Annotated in this window: 13 protein-coding genes; 5 read left to right on the forward strand and 8 right to left on the reverse strand. The window is 72.5% G+C overall.

Going from position 1 to position 19,061, the window contains the following annotated elements:
* A partial coding sequence (locus J7I97_RS25385) for a hypothetical protein (protein WP_214938783.1) occupies nucleotides 1-1,210 on the forward strand: 1,210 nt, incomplete at its 5' end.
* A 101-nt stretch (nucleotides 1,211-1,311) separates the two neighbouring features.
* Here the strand turns inward: J7I97_RS25385 and sucD are convergent.
* The 5 genes from sucD to J7I97_RS25410 form a co-directional block, all read right to left on the reverse strand.
* Nucleotides 1,312-2,202, reverse strand: coding sequence for a succinate--CoA ligase subunit alpha (sucD, locus tag J7I97_RS25390; RefSeq protein ID WP_136213293.1), 891 nt, complete (start codon nucleotides 2,200-2,202; stop codon nucleotides 1,312-1,314).
* Between the two features lie 21 nt (nucleotides 2,203-2,223).
* A complete protein-coding gene (gene sucC, locus J7I97_RS25395; protein WP_214938785.1) occupies nucleotides 2,224-3,417 on the reverse strand; it encodes an ADP-forming succinate--CoA ligase subunit beta in 1,194 nt (397 codons plus the stop codon).
* Nucleotides 3,418-3,695: 278 nt separating this feature from the next.
* Nucleotides 3,696-4,868 carry a VWA domain-containing protein gene (locus J7I97_RS25400; protein ID WP_214938787.1) on the reverse strand — a complete coding sequence of 391 codons (1,173 nt, stop codon included), beginning with the start codon at nucleotides 4,866-4,868 and terminating at the stop codon, nucleotides 3,696-3,698.
* Nucleotides 4,869-5,413: 545 nt separating this feature from the next.
* Nucleotides 5,414-7,711, reverse strand: a complete 2,298-nt coding sequence (locus J7I97_RS25405) for a DUF5682 family protein (RefSeq protein WP_214938789.1) — start codon at nucleotides 7,709-7,711, stop codon at nucleotides 5,414-5,416.
* Complete coding sequence (locus J7I97_RS25410) at nucleotides 7,708-8,814, reverse strand: AAA family ATPase (RefSeq protein ID WP_214938791.1); 1,107 nt, start codon at nucleotides 8,812-8,814, stop codon at nucleotides 7,708-7,710. The genes J7I97_RS25405 and J7I97_RS25410 overlap by 4 nt, the downstream gene beginning before the upstream one ends.
* A 134-nt stretch (nucleotides 8,815-8,948) precedes the next feature.
* On the opposite strand from J7I97_RS25410, the gene J7I97_RS25415 reads away from it, so the two are divergent.
* Together J7I97_RS25415 and J7I97_RS25420 are read left to right on the forward strand one after the other, a co-directional pair.
* Complete coding sequence (locus J7I97_RS25415; protein WP_214938793.1) at nucleotides 8,949-10,292, forward strand: SWIM zinc finger family protein; 1,344 nt, start codon at nucleotides 8,949-8,951, stop codon at nucleotides 10,290-10,292.
* 258 nt (nucleotides 10,293-10,550) lie between these two features.
* On the forward strand, nucleotides 10,551-12,122 hold the full coding sequence (locus J7I97_RS25420) for a DUF5691 domain-containing protein (RefSeq protein ID WP_214938795.1): 1,572 nt from the start codon (nucleotides 10,551-10,553) through the stop codon (nucleotides 12,120-12,122).
* Between the two features lie 575 nt (nucleotides 12,123-12,697).
* Here J7I97_RS25420 and J7I97_RS25425 read toward each other — a convergent pair.
* Nucleotides 12,698-13,102 carry a cobalamin B12-binding domain-containing protein gene (locus J7I97_RS25425; RefSeq protein ID WP_214938797.1) on the reverse strand — a complete coding sequence of 135 codons (405 nt, stop codon included), beginning with the start codon at nucleotides 13,100-13,102 and terminating at the stop codon, nucleotides 12,698-12,700.
* Nucleotides 13,103-13,354: 252 nt separating this feature from the next.
* On the opposite strand from J7I97_RS25425, the gene J7I97_RS25430 reads away from it, so the two are divergent.
* On the forward strand, nucleotides 13,355-14,194 hold the full coding sequence (locus J7I97_RS25430) for a triacylglycerol lipase (RefSeq protein WP_214938799.1): 840 nt from the start codon (nucleotides 13,355-13,357) through the stop codon (nucleotides 14,192-14,194).
* Between the two features lie 284 nt (nucleotides 14,195-14,478).
* Complete coding sequence (locus tag J7I97_RS25435; RefSeq protein ID WP_214938801.1) at nucleotides 14,479-15,981, forward strand: M23 family metallopeptidase; 1,503 nt, start codon at nucleotides 14,479-14,481, stop codon at nucleotides 15,979-15,981.
* A 68-nt stretch (nucleotides 15,982-16,049) separates the two neighbouring features.
* Here J7I97_RS25435 and pcrA read toward each other — a convergent pair whose 3' ends face one another.
* Nucleotides 16,050-18,584 carry a DNA helicase PcrA gene (pcrA, locus tag J7I97_RS25440; protein WP_214938803.1) on the reverse strand — a complete coding sequence of 845 codons (2,535 nt, stop codon included), beginning with the start codon at nucleotides 18,582-18,584 and terminating at the stop codon, nucleotides 16,050-16,052.
* Between the two features lie 12 nt (nucleotides 18,585-18,596).
* The gene (locus tag J7I97_RS25445) at nucleotides 18,597-18,962 is read right to left on the reverse strand and encodes a helix-turn-helix transcriptional regulator (RefSeq protein WP_214938805.1); all 366 of its coding nucleotides are present in this window, start codon (nucleotides 18,960-18,962) and stop codon (nucleotides 18,597-18,599) included.
* Nucleotides 18,963-19,061: the final 99 nt, after the last annotated feature.

Below are 19,061 nucleotides of genomic sequence, written 5' to 3' on the forward strand. Positions count from 1 at the left end.
CGCCGACGCGTACACGCACACCGCCCCCACCCCGCAGGGCCCGGCCCCAGTACACGGATCCCCGGCAGCCCCTACCGTCCAGGCCCCAGCCGAGGTGTTCGCCGTCGCCGCTCCCGCAGCCGGGCAACCCGGAATCCCAGCCTCCGCCGCCCCGCTGGGCACGGCCCCAGAGCCCGGACCCTCTGCAGCTCCCACCCCCCAGGGCCCCGCCGAGGTACACGCCCGCACCGCCCCCGCCCCACACGGCACGGCCCCGCACGGCATGCCCCCGCGCGGCACGGCCCCCGCCCCACAGGGCCCCTCCGAGGTGCCCGCCCGAACCGCCCCCGTCCCACGGGGCACGGCCCCACACGGCACGGCCCCGCAGTGCACGCCCCCAGAACCCGCCCCCGCCCCGCAGGGACCGGCGCAGGCCTTTGACGCCCTCTACGCCCGCGCCGCCCCCGCCCTCGTCCGGCAGGTCTACCTCCTCACCGGCCGGTGCGCCCTCGCTCAGGACGCCGTGGAGCGGGCGTTCCAGCAGGCATGGGAACGCTGGCCCGAGGTGGCCACCGATCCCGATCCCGTCGGCTGGGTGCGCGCGGCCGCGCACGAGCGCGCCCTCTCCCCCTGGCACCATTTCCGCCGCGCGCACCTCCACCCCGACAAGGCCCCGGCCGAGCCCGCCGACCTGATCCTCATGGACGCCATGCTGGCGCTGCCCCCGGCCCACCGCCGCACCGTGCTGCTCTACGACGGCGTCGGGCTCGACCTCCCCGACGCCGCCGCCGAGACCGAGGCCAGCACCCCCACCGCCGGCCACCGCCTGCTCCAGGCCCACGCCGACCTCGCCGACCGGATTCCCGAACTGGCCTGCGTACCGCCCGAAAAGCAGTCCGCGCTGCTGCGCCACCGGCTCGGCACGCTGCGGCCGGCCGTACCGCTGGAGCCGCGCCCGCCCGCCGTCGTACGGGCTTGCGGGGAGCACCGCGGCCGGCGGTGGAGCCGGGCCGTGCTCGGCCTGACCGCGGTCATCGCGGTGGCGACCGCCTACACAGCCACGACCGCCCCCAACAAGTACGAGCCCCCACAGGCCCCGGGCGCCAGCGTCTCGGGCGTGCCCCCGCTCAGCGGCCCGCAACAGCTCACCGAGCACGGCAGGGAGCTCCAGCAGAAACTGCGCGACGCCCCGGAGGCCGGTCCCGCGCGACTTGCCCCGAAAGTGGAGTAGCCCGTAAGCCAAACGGGCGTGGCCCGCACCCTCGAAGGGTGCGGGCCACGCCCGTTCACACGTAAAGCCAGAGCTGGAGCCAGAGCCGGAGCCGGAGGCTGTTACTGCGCGGCGTTCAGGATCTCGCGCGCGAGCTTGGCCGTCTCGGTCGGCGTCTTGCCGACCTTGACGCCGGCGGCCTCGAGGGCCTCCTTCTTGGCCTGTGCGGTGCCAGAAGAGCCGGAGACGATGGCGCCCGCGTGGCCCATGGTCTTGCCCTCGGGGGCGGTGAAGCCCGCGACGTAGCCGACGACCGGCTTGGTGACGTTCTTCGCGATGAAGTCCGCCGCACGCTCCTCGGCGTCGCCGCCGATCTCGCCGATCATGACGATGAGGTCGGTCTCGGGGTCCGCCTCGAACGCCGCGAGGGCGTCGATGTGCGTGGTGCCGATGACCGGGTCGCCACCGATGCCGACGGCGGAGGAGAAGCCGATGTCACGGAGCTCGTACATCATCTGGTAGGTCAGCGTGCCGGACTTGGACACGAGACCGATGCGGCCGGGCTTGGTGATGTCGCCCGGGATGATGCCGGCGTTGGACTGGCCGGGGGTGATCAGACCCGGGCAGTTCGGGCCGATGATCCGGGTCTTGTTGCCCTTGGCGGTCGCGTACGCCCAGAAGGCGGCGGAGTCGTGCACCGCGATGCCCTCGGTGATGACGACGGCCAGCGGGATCTCGGCGTCGATGGCCTCGACGACGGCGGCCTTGGCGAAGGCCGGCGGGACGAAGAGGACGGAGACGTTGGCGCCCGTCTTCTCCATCGCCTCGGCGACCGAGCCGAAGACCGGGACCTCGGTGCCGTCGAAGTCGACGGTGGTGCCGGCCTTGCGCGGGTTCACGCCGCCGACGATGTTGGTGCCGTCAGCCAGCATCAGCTTGGTGTGCTTCATGCCCGTGGCACCGGTCATGCCCTGGACGATGACCTTGCTGTCCTTGTTGAGGAAGATAGCCATGTGAGTCTGTGACCTCTGCCCTTACTTCGCAGCCGCGAGCTCGGCGGCCTTGTCGGCCGCGCCGTCCATGGTGTCCACGCGCTGGACCAGCGGGTGGTTGGCGTCCGAGAGGATCTTGCGACCCAGCTCGGCGTTGTTGCCGTCGAGACGGACGACGAGCGGCTTGGTGACCGCCTCGCCCTTCTCCTCCAGCAGGGCCAGCGCCTGGACGATGCCGTTGGCGACCTCGTCGCACGCGGTGATGCCACCGAAGACGTTGACGAAGACGGACTTGACGTCCGGGTCGCCGAGGATGATCTCGAGACCGTTGGCCATGACGGCGGCGGAGGCGCCACCGCCGATGTCCAGGAAGTTGGCGGGCTTGACGCCGCCGCCATTCACCGACTTGTACGCCTCGCCGGCGTACGCGACGACGTCGAGGGTGCTCATGACGAGACCCGCGCCGTTGCCGATGATGCCGACCTCGCCGTCGAGCTTGACGTAGTTGAGGTTCTTCGCCTTGGCGGCGGCCTCGAGCGGGTTCGCGGCAGCGTGGTCCACGAACTCCTCGTGGCCCGGCTGGCGGAACTCGGCGTTCTCGTCGAGCGAGACCTTGCCGTCGAGCGCGATGACGTCGCCGTTGGCGACCTTCGCGAGCGGGTTGACCTCGACGAGGAGCGCGTCCTCGGCGATGAAGGTCGCCCACAGGGTCACGAGGACCTCGGCGACCTTCTCGGCGACCTCGGCGGGGAACTGCGCCAGGGCGACGATCTCGCGGGCCTTCTCGATGGTCACGCCTTCGTTGGCGTTCACCGGGACCTTGGCGAGCTTCTCGGGGGTCTCCTCGGCGACCTGCTCGATGTCCATGCCACCCGCGACCGAGGCCATGGCCAGGAAGGTGCGGTTGGTGCGGTCGAGCAGGTACGAGACGTAGTACTCCTCGAGGATCTCGGGAGCGGTCTCGGCGATCATCACCTTGTGGACCGTGTGGCCCTTGATGTCCATGCCGAGAATGTCCGTCGCCCGGGCGACTGCCTCGTCCGGGGTGGCGGCCAGCTTCACGCCGCCGGCCTTGCCGCGGCCGCCGACCTTCACCTGCGCCTTGACGACCGACTTGCCGCCCAGCCGCTCGGTGGCCTCGCGAGCCGCCTCAGGCGTGTCGATGACTTCACCGGCCAGCACCGGTACACCGTGCTTGGCGAAGAGGTCCCTCGCCTGGTACTCGAACAGGTCCACGCGCGTCCGTCCCTTGTCTTTTTAAAGATTCGCAGTGATTCGCGGTTGTCTGCTATCTGCGTGGGCGTGCCGCGGAGGGCAACGTGACGGCGCTGTCACAAGGAAGGCGCACACGGTGACCGTGGACGCGGCATGTCCGTCCCGCAGGTTATCCCCGTGGGCCGTAGGTCCCTAAATCACAGATCACACCTGAGCGGTGATACCTGTCACAGATCGCCTCACAGCTGAACTGCATCTTCGTGTGATCTGCCGATTTGCGGCAGCGTGGGTCGGGTGCCTCAGGCGGTCGCCGGGGGTACGGGCAGGGGCCGCTTCTCCAGTGCCGCGGCCATTACGTCCGGGAACAGGTCGGGCGTGCAGGCGAAGGCGGGGGCGCCCAGCGCGGCGAGGGCGGCGGCGTGCTCCCGGTCGTAGGCGGGGGCGCCCTCGTCGGACAGCGCGAGCAGGGTCACGAACTCGACCCCGGCCCCCTTCATCGCCGCGACCCGCTTGAGCATCTCGTTGCGTATGCCGCCCTCGTACAGGTCACTGATCAGCACGACGACCGTGTCGGCGGGCCGGGTGATCTTCGACTGGCAGTAGGCGAGGGCGCGGTTGATGTCGGTGCCGCCGCCGAGCTGGGTGCCGAAGAGGACGTCGACGGGGTCGTCGAGCTGGTCGGTCAGGTCGACGATGGCGGTGTCGAACACGACCAGCCGGGTCGCGATCGAACGCATCGACGCGAGCACCGCCCCGAAGACGGAGGCATACACGACGGACGCCGCCATCGACCCGGACTGGTCGATGCAGAGGATCACCTCCTTCTTCACCGACTGCGCCGCTCGGCCGTATCCGATCAGCCGTTCGGGGACGACGGTGCGGTACTCGGGCAGGTAATTCTTGAGGTTGGCGCGGATCGTGCGGTCCCAGTCGATGTCGCGGTGGCGGGGCCGGCTGATCCGGGCGGAACGGTCGAGGGCGCCGGTGAGGGTGGCCCGGGTCCGTGTCGCGAGCCGCTTCTCCAACTGCTCGACCACCTTGCGGACCACGGCCCGCGCCGTCTCCTTAGTCGTCTCCGGCATCGCCTTGTTGAGCGACAGCAGGGTGCCGACCAGATGCACGTCCGGCTCGACGGCCTCCAGCATCTCCGGCTCCAGCAGCAGCGCGGAGAGCCCGAGCCGCTCGATGGCGTCCCGCTGCATCACCTGGACCACGGAGCTGGGGAAATACGTACGGATGTCCCCGAGCCACCGCGCCACATTGGGCGCGGACCCGCCAAGCCCCGCCGACCGCTCCCCGGCCGCCTTCCGCCCCCCACTGCCGCCGCCCCCGCCGTACAGCGCGCCGAGCGCGGCATCCATCGCCGCATCCCGCCCCGTCAGCGCGCACCCGGTCCCATCGGCCTCCCCACCCCCAAGCACCATCCGCCACCGCCGCAGCCGCTCCGCCTCGCTGGTCCCCGTGCTGGTCATCTACCCATCCCCCTACGCTTGTCATGGCCCCGGCCCTCGCCGCCGGCGCGTCTCCTGATCTCCGACCTGGGCCTTTTCCCGGCCTGAGCCTGCCCCGCCGCACCCACCTGTCCCCCGGGCCACCTGAGCCCGCTTGCCGCCGCCCGTCGCTTGCTCCCCACCCCGGCCTTCGGGTGCGGGGCCGGGCGGAGTCCGATCGGCGCCGTAGACCCGACGCCGCAGCATCCATCCAGCCCCGCCAACAGAACCCAGCCTCCGCCGACAAACCCAGCCTCGCCGGCGCTTGAGGCGCGGGGTCTGGGGCGGAGCCCCAGGGGGCCCGGCGGAGCCGGGGGCGCCGTAGACCCGATGCCGCAGCACCCGTCCAGCCCCGCCAACAGAACCCAGCCTCCGCCGACAAAACCCAGCCTCCGCCGACAAAACCCAGCCTCGCCGGCGCTTGAGGCGCGGGGTCTGGGGCGGAGCCCCAGGGGGCCCGGCGGAGCCGGGGGCGCTTGCGCAGCGGGGGCGCTGTCGACGGCCGGGCACGGGCCGGCACGGGCCGGTCAGGCCGCCCCCACCGGTATCTCCGCCGGCCCGGCGAGCAGCATTCGGACCAGGTCCACCACCGCCTCCGCCCGCTCCGGATCCAGCTCGGGGGCGAAGCCCGCTGGGGCCTGGCCGGAGGCAGAGGCGGAGGCCGCGGACGGGCCGCCGGCCCCTCGCCGGACCAGTTCCCCCAGGGTCCGCTTGACCCCCGACTCGTATGCCCCGAACGTCCGGCGCAGCAGCGGCAGTACGCCGATGAACGCACCCTCCGGCACCGACATCAGCCACGTGTCGATCAGGCCCAGCAGCCGGTCGTCGTGGACCAGCAGCGTCCCCCCGCCCGCGCTGCCGCCGGCGAACCCCTCGATCCAGCCCGCCGCATCGGCCGGAGAGGACGCCGGGGACAGGGCGAGCCCCATCAGCCGTGCCGTCTCCTCCGCTGGCAGCCGCCCGTCGTCGAGCAGCAGCCGCGCCGCCCGGCCGCGTATCAGCCCGGGCACGGTGTCCCGCCCAGCCAGCGTCCGCAGCACCGCCGACCAGCGCTCCCGCAGGCCGTCCGCCTCATCGGCGTCCGCCAGGAGCCCCACCGCCCGGTGCACCCCGTCCACATGGCCCCGCAGCTCCGCCGCCGCGTCGGCGTCCAGCCCGGCGGCGCAGGCGGGCGGCAGCGCGACGCAGATCCGCTCGGCGAGCCCGGCCGCGACCGTGCCCAGCGCCGCCCCGTCGGTGCCCCGCACGTCCCCGTACCGCAGCGAACGGGCCAGCGCCGGCAGCGCCTTGGCCAGCCGCGCCACATCGGTGTCCAGCGCGGCCCGGTCGGCGAGCGCCCGCAGCACCGCCGGCAGGGCCTCGGACAGCCCGGCCAGCAGGCACCGCTCGGCCAGCGCGGTCACCTCCCCGAGCTCCTCGGCGGCCGAGGCATCCCCTTCGGCCTTGGCAGTGGCCGCGGCGAGGACAGTGGTGCCCCATATACCGGCCTCGGCGACCCGTACCGACAGCTCCGGCTCCCACCGCAGCCGCCAGGTCTCCCGGAAGGTGCCGGTGCTGCCCCGGGAGGCGGTGGGTCTGCCCCACTCGATCCCGAGCAGCCGCAGCCGGTGCAGCAGCAGGGACTTGGCCGCGTCCGTTTCTTTGCGCAGATCGAGCTCCAGCTCGCGCTCCTGCGCCTCGGCTTTGAGCCGCAGCGAGCGCTGCTGCCGGGTGAGGTCCCGCTGGAGCGGTACGACGGGCGCCGCGTCGGGGACTTCGCCGAGCACATCGCCCACGACCAGCCGGTCCTCGATGAGCGCGAGCGGTATGTCGGAGCCGTCGCACATCACCGCCCGGACCGCCTCCAGGGTCTCGGTGAGCCCGGGCAGCGGCCGCCCCCGCACCGCGGCCAGGGTCTCGGCCAGCCGGACCGCCTCGATGACGTGGGCCGAGGAGACCTGCCGGTCCTCGTCCCGCAGCAGCCCGGCGACCTTGGTCAGCCAGCGCTCAATGGGGCGGTCGCCGGCCGCGAAGAGGTGTGCGTACCAGCCCGGTGAGGTGATGCCCGCCCCGTACCCGCCGGCCCGGGCGAGCCGGCGGTGGGTCCAGGGCACCCAGGTGGTCTCCACCTTGAGCTTGGGCAGCCCGGTGAGCAGCGCCTTGTCGGCGGCGGCGGTGGTCTTGGCCCGCAGCGCCGGGACATGCCAGGCCCCGCACACCACCGCGTACGCGTCTCCGAACTCCCGGCGCGCGGCCCGCATCCGCTGACGCATGTACGCCTCGCGGACCAGGTCCCGGGCGTGGCCGCCGTCGCCGTACGCCTCGCGCAGGGCGCCCATGGCCTCCCCGAGCGCCTCGAACGCCGCGAGCGGGTCGCCGGGTGCGGCGCCCCGGTGCTCGACCACGTCCTCCCACCAGCGCTCGGGGTCGTCGTATCCGGCGGTCTCGGCGAGCACGGCGAGAGGGTCCAGCCGTACGGAATCGGTGGCGTCCTGCTCCTGCTCCTCCTCCGCGGCCCCCGCCAGCGAGTGCGCGGCCGGGAGGTCGATGAACCGCACCGGAACCGGTACGTCCTGCTCCTGCGCCCAGCGGATGGCGACCCACTCCGGGGAGAACCCGGCCAGCGGCCAGAAGGCGGCCTTGCCGGGGTCGTCGGCGGCGTGCGCGAGCAGCGCCACGGGCGGCCGCATCCCCGGATCGGCGGCCAGCGGCAGCAGCGCGTCCCCCTCCGGCGGCCCCTCGATCAGCACGGCCGCCGGCCGGGCCGCCTCCAGGGCGGCCCGTACCGCGCGGGCCGAGCCGGGCCCGTGGTGCCGCACACCCAGGAGCAGGGGGCCCCGGCTCATGCCGTCACCTCCCGGCAGGCACGGTAGAAGTCCTTCCAGCCGTCCCGCTCGCGGACCACGGCCTCCAGGTACTCCTGCCAGACGACCTTGTCGGCGGCCGGATCGCGGACGACGGCGCCGAGGATCCCGGCGGCCACGTCCGAGGGGCGCAGTACTCCGTCCCCGAAGTGGGCGGCCAGGGCGAGGCCGTTGGTGACGACCGAGATGGCCTCGGCTGGGGACAGGGTGCCGCTGGGGGACTTCACCTTCGTGCGGCCGTCGCCGGTGACCCCGTCGCGCAGCTCGCGGAAGACGGTGACGACGCGGCGGATCTCGTCGAGGCCCTCGGGCGCGGCCGGCAGGTCGAGGGCGCGGCCCATCTGGTCGACGCGGCGGGCGACGATGTCGACCTCGGCGTCGGCGGTGGCGGGCAGCGGCAGCACCACGGTGTTGAAGCGGCGGCGCAGCGCGCTGGAGAGCTCGTTGACCCCGCGGTCGCGGTCGTTGGCGGTGGCGATGAGGTTGAAGCCGCGCACGGCCTGCACCTCCTGGCCGAGCTCCGGTATGGGGAGCGTCTTCTCGGACAGGACGGTGATGAGGGTGTCCTGGACGTCGGCGGGGATGCGGGTGAGCTCCTCGACGCGGGCGGTCATGCCGTCGGCCATGGCCCGCATGACGGGGCTGGGTACGAGCGCTTCGCGGCTGGGGCCGTGGGCGAGCAGGCGGGCGTAGTTCCAGCCGTACCGGATGGCTTCCTCGGGGGTGCCGGCGGTGCCCTGGACGAGGAGGGTGGAGTCCCCGCTGATTGCGGCGGCGAGGTGTTCGGACACCCAGGTCTTGGCGGTGCCCGGGACGCCGAGCAGGAGCAGGGCCCGGTCGGTGGCCAGGGTGGTGACGGCGACCTCGACGATGCGGCGCGGTCCCACGTACTTGGGCGTGATGACCGTGCCGTCGTCGAGCGTGCCGCCGAGCAGGTACGTCGCCACGGCCCACGGGGAGAGCTTCCAGCGGGTCGGGCGGGGCCGGTCGTCGGCGGCCGCCAGGGCTTTCAGTTCTTCTGCGAAGGCGTCTTCGGCGTGCGGTCGCAGCACTTCGGTGCCGGTGCTGTTCTCGGGCATGGTCATGGTCCCCCTCCAATGCTCGGCAGCCGCTTCCGACTGCTGCAACCAAGGTGCACCACGCCACTGACAACGGGCCTTGTTCGAGGCGTCGTTGCAGGTCAGAGCGATTGTCAGTGGGGGTCTCTACGGTTGTTCTCATGACTGAGCAGGGGGTCCGCTGGACGGCGGAACAAGTACTGGCTCTGGCTCCTGACGAAGCATCACGCAAGGCGGGGGTCAAGCTGGGTGGAGCGGGTCCGTGGTCGCAGACCGGAGATTCCGCTTCCGGTTCGGTGTGGGGGTTGTGCAAGGGCAGCGGCAGTACGCCGTACCGCACGGTCGTGGATCTCGCGGGCCCGGCGTACAAGTGCTCGTGTCCGAGCCGGAAGTTCCCGTGCAAGCACGCGCTGGGGCTGCTGCTGCTCTGGGCGGCGGAGGGGCTGGGCGAGCCGGGCGAGGCGCCGGACTGGGCCTCGCAATGGCTGACCGAGCGGGCGGAGAAGGCCGCGCGGCCGGCTGCCGGAAGCACCAAACCGGCGGACGAGGAAGCCGCCCGGCGCCGGGCCGAGCGGCGGGCGTCCCGCGTAGGCGCGGGCGTCACCGAGCTCGAGCAGCGGCTCGCCGATCTGCTGCGGGGCGGCCTGGCCGGCCAGGAGCAGACGGGATACGCGGCATGGGAGGAGACCGCCGCCCGGATGGTCGACGCCCAGGCGCCCGGACTGGCAGCGCGGGTCCGGGAGTTGGGGACGATACCCAGTTGCGGCCCCGGCTGGCCCGCCCGGATGCTGGAGGAGGCGGCGCTGCTGCACCTGCTGGACCGGGCCTGGCTGGGGGTGGCCGGGCTGCCGGAACCGTTGGCGGCGACGGTCCGGACACGCGTCGGGCTGGCGTCCTCGGCGGAGGGGGAGGCCGTACGGGACCGCTGGCTGGTCCTGGCTCAGTACGACTCGGTGTCTCCGGACGGCCGGCTCACCACCCGCCGGATATGGCTGCGCGGGCTGGGGAGCGGGCGCCCGGCGCTGGTGCTGGACTTCGGTCCGCCCGGGCGGCCGCCGGGGCTGGCACTGCCGGTGGGGCTGGTGCTGGAAGCGGAGGCTCGCTTCCGGCCCGGGTCGGCGGGGCTGCGGGCGGACCTCGGGGAGCGGTTCGCCCCGGCGGCGCCGTGCGCGCAGGCCCCGTCCGGGGTGAGTACGGGGGCGGCTCTGGAGGCATACGGGGCGGCTCTGTGTGAGGACCCGTGGCTGGAGTCCTGGCCCGTGGTGCTAGGGCCGGTGATCCCGATACCGGGAGAGCTGGGCTGGCAGTTGGCAGACGCGGAGGGGACGTCCGCTCTGCCGGTGCCCCTGGCCGGGGCCGGGAAGGGGTTCCGGTCGGGCCTGTGGCAGCTCGCCGCGTTGTCGGGCGGGGGCCCGGTGACGGTGTTCGGCGAAGTCGGCCACCGCGGGTTCACGCCCCTGACGGCCTGGCAGCTCGATTCGGGCGAGCCGGTCGCCCTGGTCTGACGGGCCGGGGGGCCTGCGGACCGGCAGAGGAAACGAAAGGGGAACCGAAAGGGTCGACCGGCGCGATGGAGCGTCGGCGCCGGGGAGGGAACGGCGGCGCGGGGGCGCCGTCGTGCATGACCGAGAAAGCCGGGGGGCTTTGATGAACGACAACCACGCCAGCTAACGCACAGGGCAGACGGGGAATGGACTGCTCCGGTCCCGCGGAGGGGGCGGGACCGGAGCACGGCACACCAAGTGGGAAGAGGGAGGGGTCCGATGGCTGCCACGACTACAGACACGGGTTACGGGGACTGGGAGGACCTGGTCGGCGCCGCACTGCTGGGCACCGAGCGACGGCAGGGCAGTCCGGAGGCGCTGCTCGGCGCGGCGGCCGTGCAGACCGTACGGCGGCGGGCCGGACTCCGGCCGGCCGAGGCGGGTCCGAGGCCGGACCCCGCGCCCCGGGATCCACGCCCGGCACCACCGGCGGCGGCCCGGAGGCGGCTCGCCCAGCTGCTGGCGGGCCGCACGGCCGCCGGCAGCGGGGGCGGGCGGCGCGGGACCGCCCCGGATCTGACGGAGCTGCTGCCGCAGTGGCTGGCCGCCGCCGGGCGGCACGGCTACCGGGCACCGGCGGCGCTGGTACCCGCCCTGCTGGACGCGGCCCGGGCGCGTACGGACCTGCGGCCGCAGGCGCTGGCCCTGGCCGGGGTGCGGGGGCTGTGGCTGGCCCGGCTGAATCCGGACTGGCGGTTCGCACTGCGCGGCGGGGTGGGCGGCGCGGGGGAACTGCCGGACGTCACAGACGGGGCGGGAGTGGAACGGCTTTGGCAGGAAGGCCTGTTCGCGGAGCGGGTGGCACTGCTCGGCGCGGTACGCGCCCAGGACGCGGCGGCCGCGCCACGGCTGCTGGCGACCACCTGGGCCACGGAACGGGCCGAGGACCGGCTGATGTTCCTCGATTCGCTGAGGGTGGGGCTGTCGGAGGGGGACGAGCCGTTCCTGGAGGCGGCGTTGGGAGACCGGAGCCGCAATGTCCGGGCGACGGCCGCGGAACTGCTGTCCGCGCTGCCGGGTTCGGCGCTGGCGGGGCGGATGGCGGAGCGGGCACTGGCCTGCGTGGGCCCGGAGGGAGTGACGCCGCCCGCGGAGTGCGATGCGGGGATGCTGCGGGACGGGGTGGTCAAGCGCCCGCCGGCCGGCCGCGGGGAGCGGGCCTGGTGGCTGGGCCAGCTGGTGGAGGCGGCGCCGCTGTCCTGCTGGCGGGAGCGTTTCGGCGGGCTCGGCCCGGCGGAGATACTCGCGATACCGGTGGCGGAGGGCTGGGCGGAGGAGCTGCATGCGGCGTGGTGCCGGGCGGCCGTGCGCCAACGCGACCCGGAGTGGTCCAAGGCCCTGCTCGGCGCGCCTTCCGCGCCACCTGCGGCGGGCCCGGGCACGGCGTCGATAGCGGAGCGGGCGAAGCTGCTGTCGATCCTGCCGGACGGGGAACGGGCGGAGTGGGTCGCGGAGTTCATACGGTCCCACGGCCTCTCGGAGGCGTTCCAGCTGCTCGGCGTGTGCGTGGTGCCGTGGGCGGGGGCGCTGGGCCGGGCGGTCGTGGACGCGCTGGACATGGCCCGGGAGGCGGGCAGCTACCCGTGGAGCTTCAGCGGGGTGATGGGCCTGGCGGAGCGCTGCCTGGACCCTGCGGAGGCCAACCGCCTGGAAGCCCTGACGGCAACCTCGGAGGACCCCCCGGACGCCTCCCCCGGCGCAGCGGCGTACTGGGCGGAAGCCTTCCAACGCCTGGTAGCCACCCTCCGCCTCCGCGCGACAATGCTCTCGGAACTAACCCCATCCCCCTGACCTCGCGCGACGCGAGCCGGAGGCCGCCCCGGACGGGTCCGCGACGGCCCGGAGGTACGGCGGGGTGGCGGGTGTGCAGGCCGGGCCTGCGGAGACCGGCGGTCGGGCGGCGCGGCGGGGTGACGGGTCCGGCGGCCGGGGGCGTAGACCGGCAGTCAAGCGGCCGCGGCGGTCAGGCGGTGCGGCGGCCCGGCCGTCGCCCCCAGGCAGAACCCGGCAGATCGGAATGGCCGGGGATCGGGCCAGAGCCCGGCCCGCCTCGGGGTGCTCGGCGTAAATAGCAGGCGCAGGCAGCAGACCGGAACGCGGCAGGCCGGAACGCGGGCTCAGGGCGGAGTTGCCCCAGGCCCGGCCCGGGGGCTCGAGCGAAGCGGGTCGTCCCCGCCCGGGGCCTCCGGCGAAACGGGTTGCCCGGGCCCTGCCGGGGCCTCCGGCGAAGCGGGTCGCCCCGCCCCGGCCGGGGCCTCCGGCGAAGCGGGTCGCCCCGCCCCGGCCGGAGTGTCGGGCGGAGCGGGTCGCCCCGCCCCGGCCGGAGTGTCGGGCGGAGCGGGTTGCCGCCTCCCGGCTGGCCGGGGCTAGGCCTGGCGGACGTGGGCGCGGACCCACTCCACGATCGCGGTGGTCGTGGCGCCCGGGGTGAAGATCTCGGCGACGCCCTTCGCCTTGAGGGGGGCGATGTCGTCCTCCGGGATGATGCCGCCGCCGAAGACCTGGATGTCCTCCGCGTCGCGCTCCTTGAGCAGTTCCAGCACCCGCACGAACAGGGTGTTGTGCGCGCCCGAGAGGATCGACAGGCCGATCGCGTCGGCGTCCTCCTGGATCGCGGTGTCCACGATCTGTTCCGGGGTCTGGTGGAGGCCGGTGTAAATGACCTCCATGCCCGCGTCCCGCAGGGCGCGCGCGATCACCTTGGCACCGCGGTCGTGGCCGTCGAGACCCGGCTTGGCCACCACCACACGGATCGGACCGGTCACACCCATCGCACTGCCTCCCGAGTGAACGAACGTTAAGTACAGCATCGCGCACGCTGCCGTTTCGCGGTCCATCACGAGGGGGAAATCACACGTGGGACGCCATTGATTCACCGCGATTGAATGACAAGGGGAGCCGCACCGATGCGCCCCGCCACCGTGCCGACAGCCGCCCGGCACGGCGGCGGGGCCACATCGGGAGCGCGGCGGCAGCGGATTGATCGGCAGGCGCGTACCCAAGAGGCTCAGGGGAGGCCGTCGATGGGGCTGTCGATCACGCCACTGCACGTTCCGTTTTCTGGTCCTTTATCCGTTTCGGCCGCCGGACCTCCGTCCGGGGCCGCGCTGCGGGCCGCCGTGCTGGAGGCGTTCGTCCTCGCCGGGCACCTGCTCCTCTACCCCACCGGAGTGCTCGACGAGCGGCCGCCTTCCGGGCCGGCCGGGCCCCGGCCGCCCGTCCTCCTCTTGCACGGGTTCACCGACAACCGCTCCATCTTCGTCCTGCTGCGCCGCGCGCTCGGCGCCGACGGCCGGCGCAGGGTGGAGACGTACAACTACTCGCCCTTCACCAGCGACCTGCGCGTCACCGCCCGCCATCTCGCCCGCCGCGTCGAGGAGCTGTGCGAGCGCACCGGGCAGGACCGGGTGGACCTGGTCGGACACAGCATGGGTGGACTGGTCGGCCGGTACTACGTCCAGCGGCTCGGCGGTGACGCCCGCGTCCGCACGCTGGTCACCCTCGGAACCCCGCATTCCGGCACCCGGGTCGCCCCGTTCATGGACGCACATCCGCTGATCCGCCAGATTCGGCCGGATTCAGCGGTGATGGCCGAACTTCGCGCGCCCGCGCCCGGCTGCCGGACCCGATTTGTGGCTTTCTGGAGCGAGTTCGACGCGCTGATGACGCCCGTCGGGACGGCCCGCATCGAGCACCCGGACCTGAACGCGCAGAACGTACAGGTCACCGGCATCGGACACCTTGCCCTCGCCGCCCACCCCACCGTGATCGCCGCGGTCCGGCGCGCCCTCGACGGCCCGCCGAGCAAGGCGACGGAACGGAATCAACGGAATCAGCGGACTTGGACATCTGAGTCCGCATAAGACTCCGCGTATGAGCTCCGCATAAGGGCCACCGAGGGCAGCGGTCCACGGCCGGGCGGCCCCCGAAAGCGGACGAGAGTCGAACAGATTTCGAACTCAAGGCCAAGGGTGGGTCTTTCGGCGACCGAAAGGCGGCCGAATGCCCGGTTCCCGCGAGGACGAAACCCGCCGAAGATTGTCGTTGGCTGTAACCGGCGGGTACAGTCACGCCACTGCTCTCCTCCGTGGAACGTCACGTTCCCCGGCCACCCAGGCCCCCCACCGCCGAGGCGAAAGAGAAGTTGGTGAACGACCGCCCATCGTCGGGCCAGTACCCCGATCTCGGGTACGACGGCCTTACCACCACCACTTTCGATGGTGACGCGGCCTACGTTTCCTACGAGACGCAGGGCCAGGGGTACAACTACGCGTACAACTCCTATGAGACCGGCGCGTACGACACCACCGCGTGGGCCCAGCAGGACAGTTACCTGTCGACTATCCCCAGCCAGGGCGTCCCGCAGGACACCACCGGCCAGTGGGACGCGAGCGCCTGGACCACGCCGAGCACGCAGTACCAGCAGACCGGCTTCGGCTATGACACGTCCGGCGAGCAGACCGGGCACTGGGCGATGCCCGGCTACGGCACCACCGGCACCGAGACCGGGGCCTACGACGCCACCGCGTGGAACACCGTCGCGCCCGAGCAGCTCCCGCAGCAGCTCCAGCCCGAGACGGCGTACACGTACGAATACCAGCCCGAGCAGCAGCACCAGCACCAGCACCACCAGCAGCAGCCCGCGCAGCAGTACGCGTACGAGTACGAATCCGCGGACACCGCCGGCTACACCTACGCGGCTCCCGCCGCCCAGGCCGAGCCCGAGCCCGAGGCCGAGCCCGAAGCCGCCGAGCCCGAGGACGAGTCGTACAGCGACACCTCGGTCTTCGAAGCCGTGCCCGCGGCCGACGTGCACGATTTCCCCACCCAGGCCGTGCCGGTCACCCCGCACACCGCCCCCGTCCCCGAGCCGCGCGCCGCGCGCCGGGCCGGCGCCAAGGGGAACAGCCGTCGCCGGATCCCGGCGAAGCGTTCCGCCCTGCTGACCGTGGCAGTGCCCTCCGTCTGCGTGATGGGCGTCGCGGGTGTCGCCGCCGCTTCCGTGGGCGGGCTCGCCGACACCGGCCAGAAGCCCGGTGAGGACGTCACCACCCTGGCCGCGCCCGACCCGGCCTCGGTGAAGCCGGTCGCGGCGAACAGCAAGCTCGACACCCAGCTGGCCGCGCTCAGCGCCGACGCGGGGGACTTCGCGGACCGCGCGAGCCGCACCCAGGAGCGCATCGACCTGCGCCAGCGTCAAGAGGACGACAAGAAGAAAAAAGCCGAGGAGGCTGCGGCCAAGGAGGCCGCCCGCCCCAAGTTCGCGATCCCCGTCGAGCAGCACGGCCTCAGCGCCAGCTTCGGGCAGGCCGGCGGCATGTGGATGTCCGTGCACACAGGCATCGACTTCCCGGTCTCCTACGGAACCCCGGTCATGGCCGCCACCGACGGCACCGTGCGCACCCAGTGGAACAGCGCCTACGGCAACATGGCCATAGTGACCTCGGCCGACGGCACCGAGACCTGGTACTGCCACCTCAGCAGCACCAAGATCCGGTCCGGCAAGGTCAAGGCCGGCGACGTCATCGCGTACTCCGGCAACTCCGGCAACTCCACCGGACCGCACCTCCACTTCGAGGTACGGCCCAGCGGCGGATCCGCGATCGACCCCCTGCCCTGGCTCCGCAGCCACGGCCTGGACCCGCGCTAAGGCAAGTAAGAGCGAGTTGGCCGCTAGTAAGAGCGATTACAGCTGAGAGCGGCTGCAGCTGAGAGCGGCTACAGCTTCTGCACCGGCGCGTAGCGCAGCAGCAGCCGCTTCGGCTTGTCGTCCCCGAAGTCGATCGTGGCCAGCGCGTCCGCGCCCGCTCCCGCGACCGCCATGACGGTCCCGAGGCCGAACTGGTCGTGCGTGACCCGGTCTCCGACCAGCAGCGTGATGACCGGCTTGTCGGAGGCCCGGCGCGTCGCGAACCCGGACGGGCCCGACTTCGTACGCGACGAGGACAGGAAGGCCTCGGGCGAGGTGCCGAACGACGCCTTGCCGCCACCGCCTCCGGACGACGACCCGTACCCCGAGCCCGAGCCGCGCATCGGACCGGCCGGCTTCTGCGAGGCCCCCGTCCGCTTCCACTGCAGGTACTCGGCCGGGATCTCCTCCAGGAACCGCGACGGCGGGTTGTACGAGGGCGTCCCCCACGCACTGCGCATCGAGGACCGGGTCAGATACAGCCGCTCCCGCGCACGCGTGATGCCCACGTAGGCGAGGCGGCGCTCCTCCTCCAGCTCCTTGGTCTGGCCCAGCGCGCGCATGTGCGGGAACACCCCGTCCTCCATGCCGGTCAGGAAGACCACCGGGAACTCCAGGCCCTTCGCGGTGTGCAGGGTCATCAACGTGATGACGCCGCTGCCGTCGGTGTCCTCGTCCGGGATCTGGTCGGAGTCGGCCACGAGGGCGACCTGTTCCAGGAACTCGGACAGGGTTCCCGGCCCGACGACCGGAGCGGTACCGTCCGCCGGTGCCTCGGCGGCCGCGGCCGCCCGCGCCTGCTCGAACTCCAGTGCCACCGCCGCCAGTTCCTGAAGGTTCTCGATCCGCGTCTCGTCCTGCGGGTCGGTCGACGCCTGGAGCTCGGCGAGGTAGCCCGTGCGCTCCAGCACCGCCTCTAGCACCACCGCCGGGCCGGCGCCCGACTCGACGATCGTGCGGAGCTCCTGCATCAGTACGTTGAACCGCTTCACGGCGTTGGTCGACCGCGCGGCCATGCCGAACGCCTCGTCCACCCGCCGCAGCGCCTGCGGGAAAGTGATCTTCTCGCGCATCGCGAGCGCGTCGATCATCGCTTCCGCGCGCTCGCCGATGCCGCGCTTGGGCACGTTCAGGATCCGGCGGAGCGGGACGTTGTCCTCCGGATTCGCCAGCACGCGCAGGTAGGCGAGGACGTCCCGGACCTCCTTGCGCTCGTAGAAGCGGACGCCGCCGACGACCTTGTAGGGGAGTCCGACGCGGATGAAGATCTCCTCGAACACACGCGACTGCGCGTTGGTCCGGTAGAAGATCGCGACATCGGCCGCCTTGGCGTCGCCGGCGTCCGTCAGCCGGTCGATCTCGTCGGCGACGAACTGCGCCTCGTCGTGCTCGGTGTCCGCGACATAGCCGGTGATGACGGCGCCGGTGCCGGCCTCGGTCCACAGGTTCTTGGCGCGGCGGTTCTCGTTGCGCTCGATGACGGCGTTGGCCGCGGAGAGGATCGTCTGCGTGGAGCGGTAGTTCTGCTCCAGCAGGATCGTCGTCGCGTCCGCGTAGTCCTCCTCGAACTGGAGGATGTTGCGGATCGTCGCGCCGCGGAAGGCGTAGATCGACTGGTCGGCGTCACCCACCACGCACAGCTCGGCGGGCGGCAGGTCCGGATACCCGGTCCCGACCAGCTCGCGCACGAGCGTGTACTGCGCGTGGTTGGTGTCCTGGTACTCGTCCACCAGCACGTGCCGGAAGCGGCGCCGGTAGTGCTCGGCGACATCCGGGAACGCCTGGAGCAGGTGGACCGTGGTCATGATGATGTCGTCGAAGTCGAGGGCGTTGGCCTCGCGCAGCCGCGCCTGGTACATCGCGTACGCCTGCGCCACGGTCTTCTCGAAGCCGTCGACGGCCTGGTCCGCGAAGGCCTCGTCGTCTATCAGCTCGTTCTTCAGGTTGGAGATCTTGGCGCTGAAGGACTTGGGCGGGAAGCGCTTCGGGTCCAGGTCGAGGTCGCGGCAGACGAGCGCCATCAGGCGCTTCGAGTCGGCCGCGTCGTAGATCGAGAAGGACGAGGTGAAACCGAGCCGCTTGGACTCGCGGCGCAAGATGCGGACGCACGCGCTGTGGAAGGTCGACACCCACATCGCGTTGGCGCGCGGACCGACCAGGCCTTCGACGCGCTCCTTCATCTCACCGGCGGCCTTGTTGGTGAAGGTGATCGCCAGGATCTGCCCGGGGTGGACGCCGCGCGCGGCCAGCAGGTGGCCGATGCGGTGGGTCAGCACCCTGGTCTTGCCGGAGCCGGCGCCGGCCACGATCAGCAGCGGGGAGCCGGCGTGCACCACGGCCGCGCGCTGCTCCGCGTTCAGCCCGTCCAGGAGCGCCGCCGGGTCGATGACGGGCTTGGGGGCGCCGTTGCGGTAGTACGCGTCCCCGCTCATGGGTACGTCGAACCGGCCCCCGAACAGGTCGTCCGCGCCCGCTTCCGGGGCGGCGTGGTCCTCGGGGGGCGGGGGGACCTCGTCGGAGGGGGTGAGGTCCGCCAGGAAACTGTCGTCAAAGAGGCTGCTCATCGCATTCCGAGTCTAGGGGGCGGGACCGACAGCCGGTCCCGGCGCCGGAAAATTGCCGTCCCCGGGCCCCTGGCTGCCCGTGAGTACGAGCTCCAGCAGGCCGGGGAAGCGCCGTTCCAGATCGTCCCTGCGCAGGACCAGGTAGAGCCGGCGGCCTTGGGGCTGCTGGCAGATCACACCGCTCTCGCGCAGCGTCTTCAGGTGGTGGGTGACGCTCGACCTGGGCAGGTCCGGCACGACCTCACCGCAGAACGCCGCCTCGCCGGAGGCGAGCTTGCGGACGATCTCCAGCCGGGCGGGGTGCCCGAGCGCCGCGAGGACCTCGACGAGTTCGATCCGGTCGGCGTCGGGGTGGGTCAGATCAGCAGCGGCGGCCATGCCATCACTGTACGCAGATCTCGTACGGACTCGTACTGGCTCGGACGGCCATTGCCAGATTGTTCGAAGATCTCGTACAGTCCAACCATACGAGATCTT

Source organism: Streptomyces sp. ISL-87, assembly GCF_018614095.1.
GTDB lineage: Bacteria > Actinomycetota > Actinomycetes > Streptomycetales > Streptomycetaceae > Streptomyces.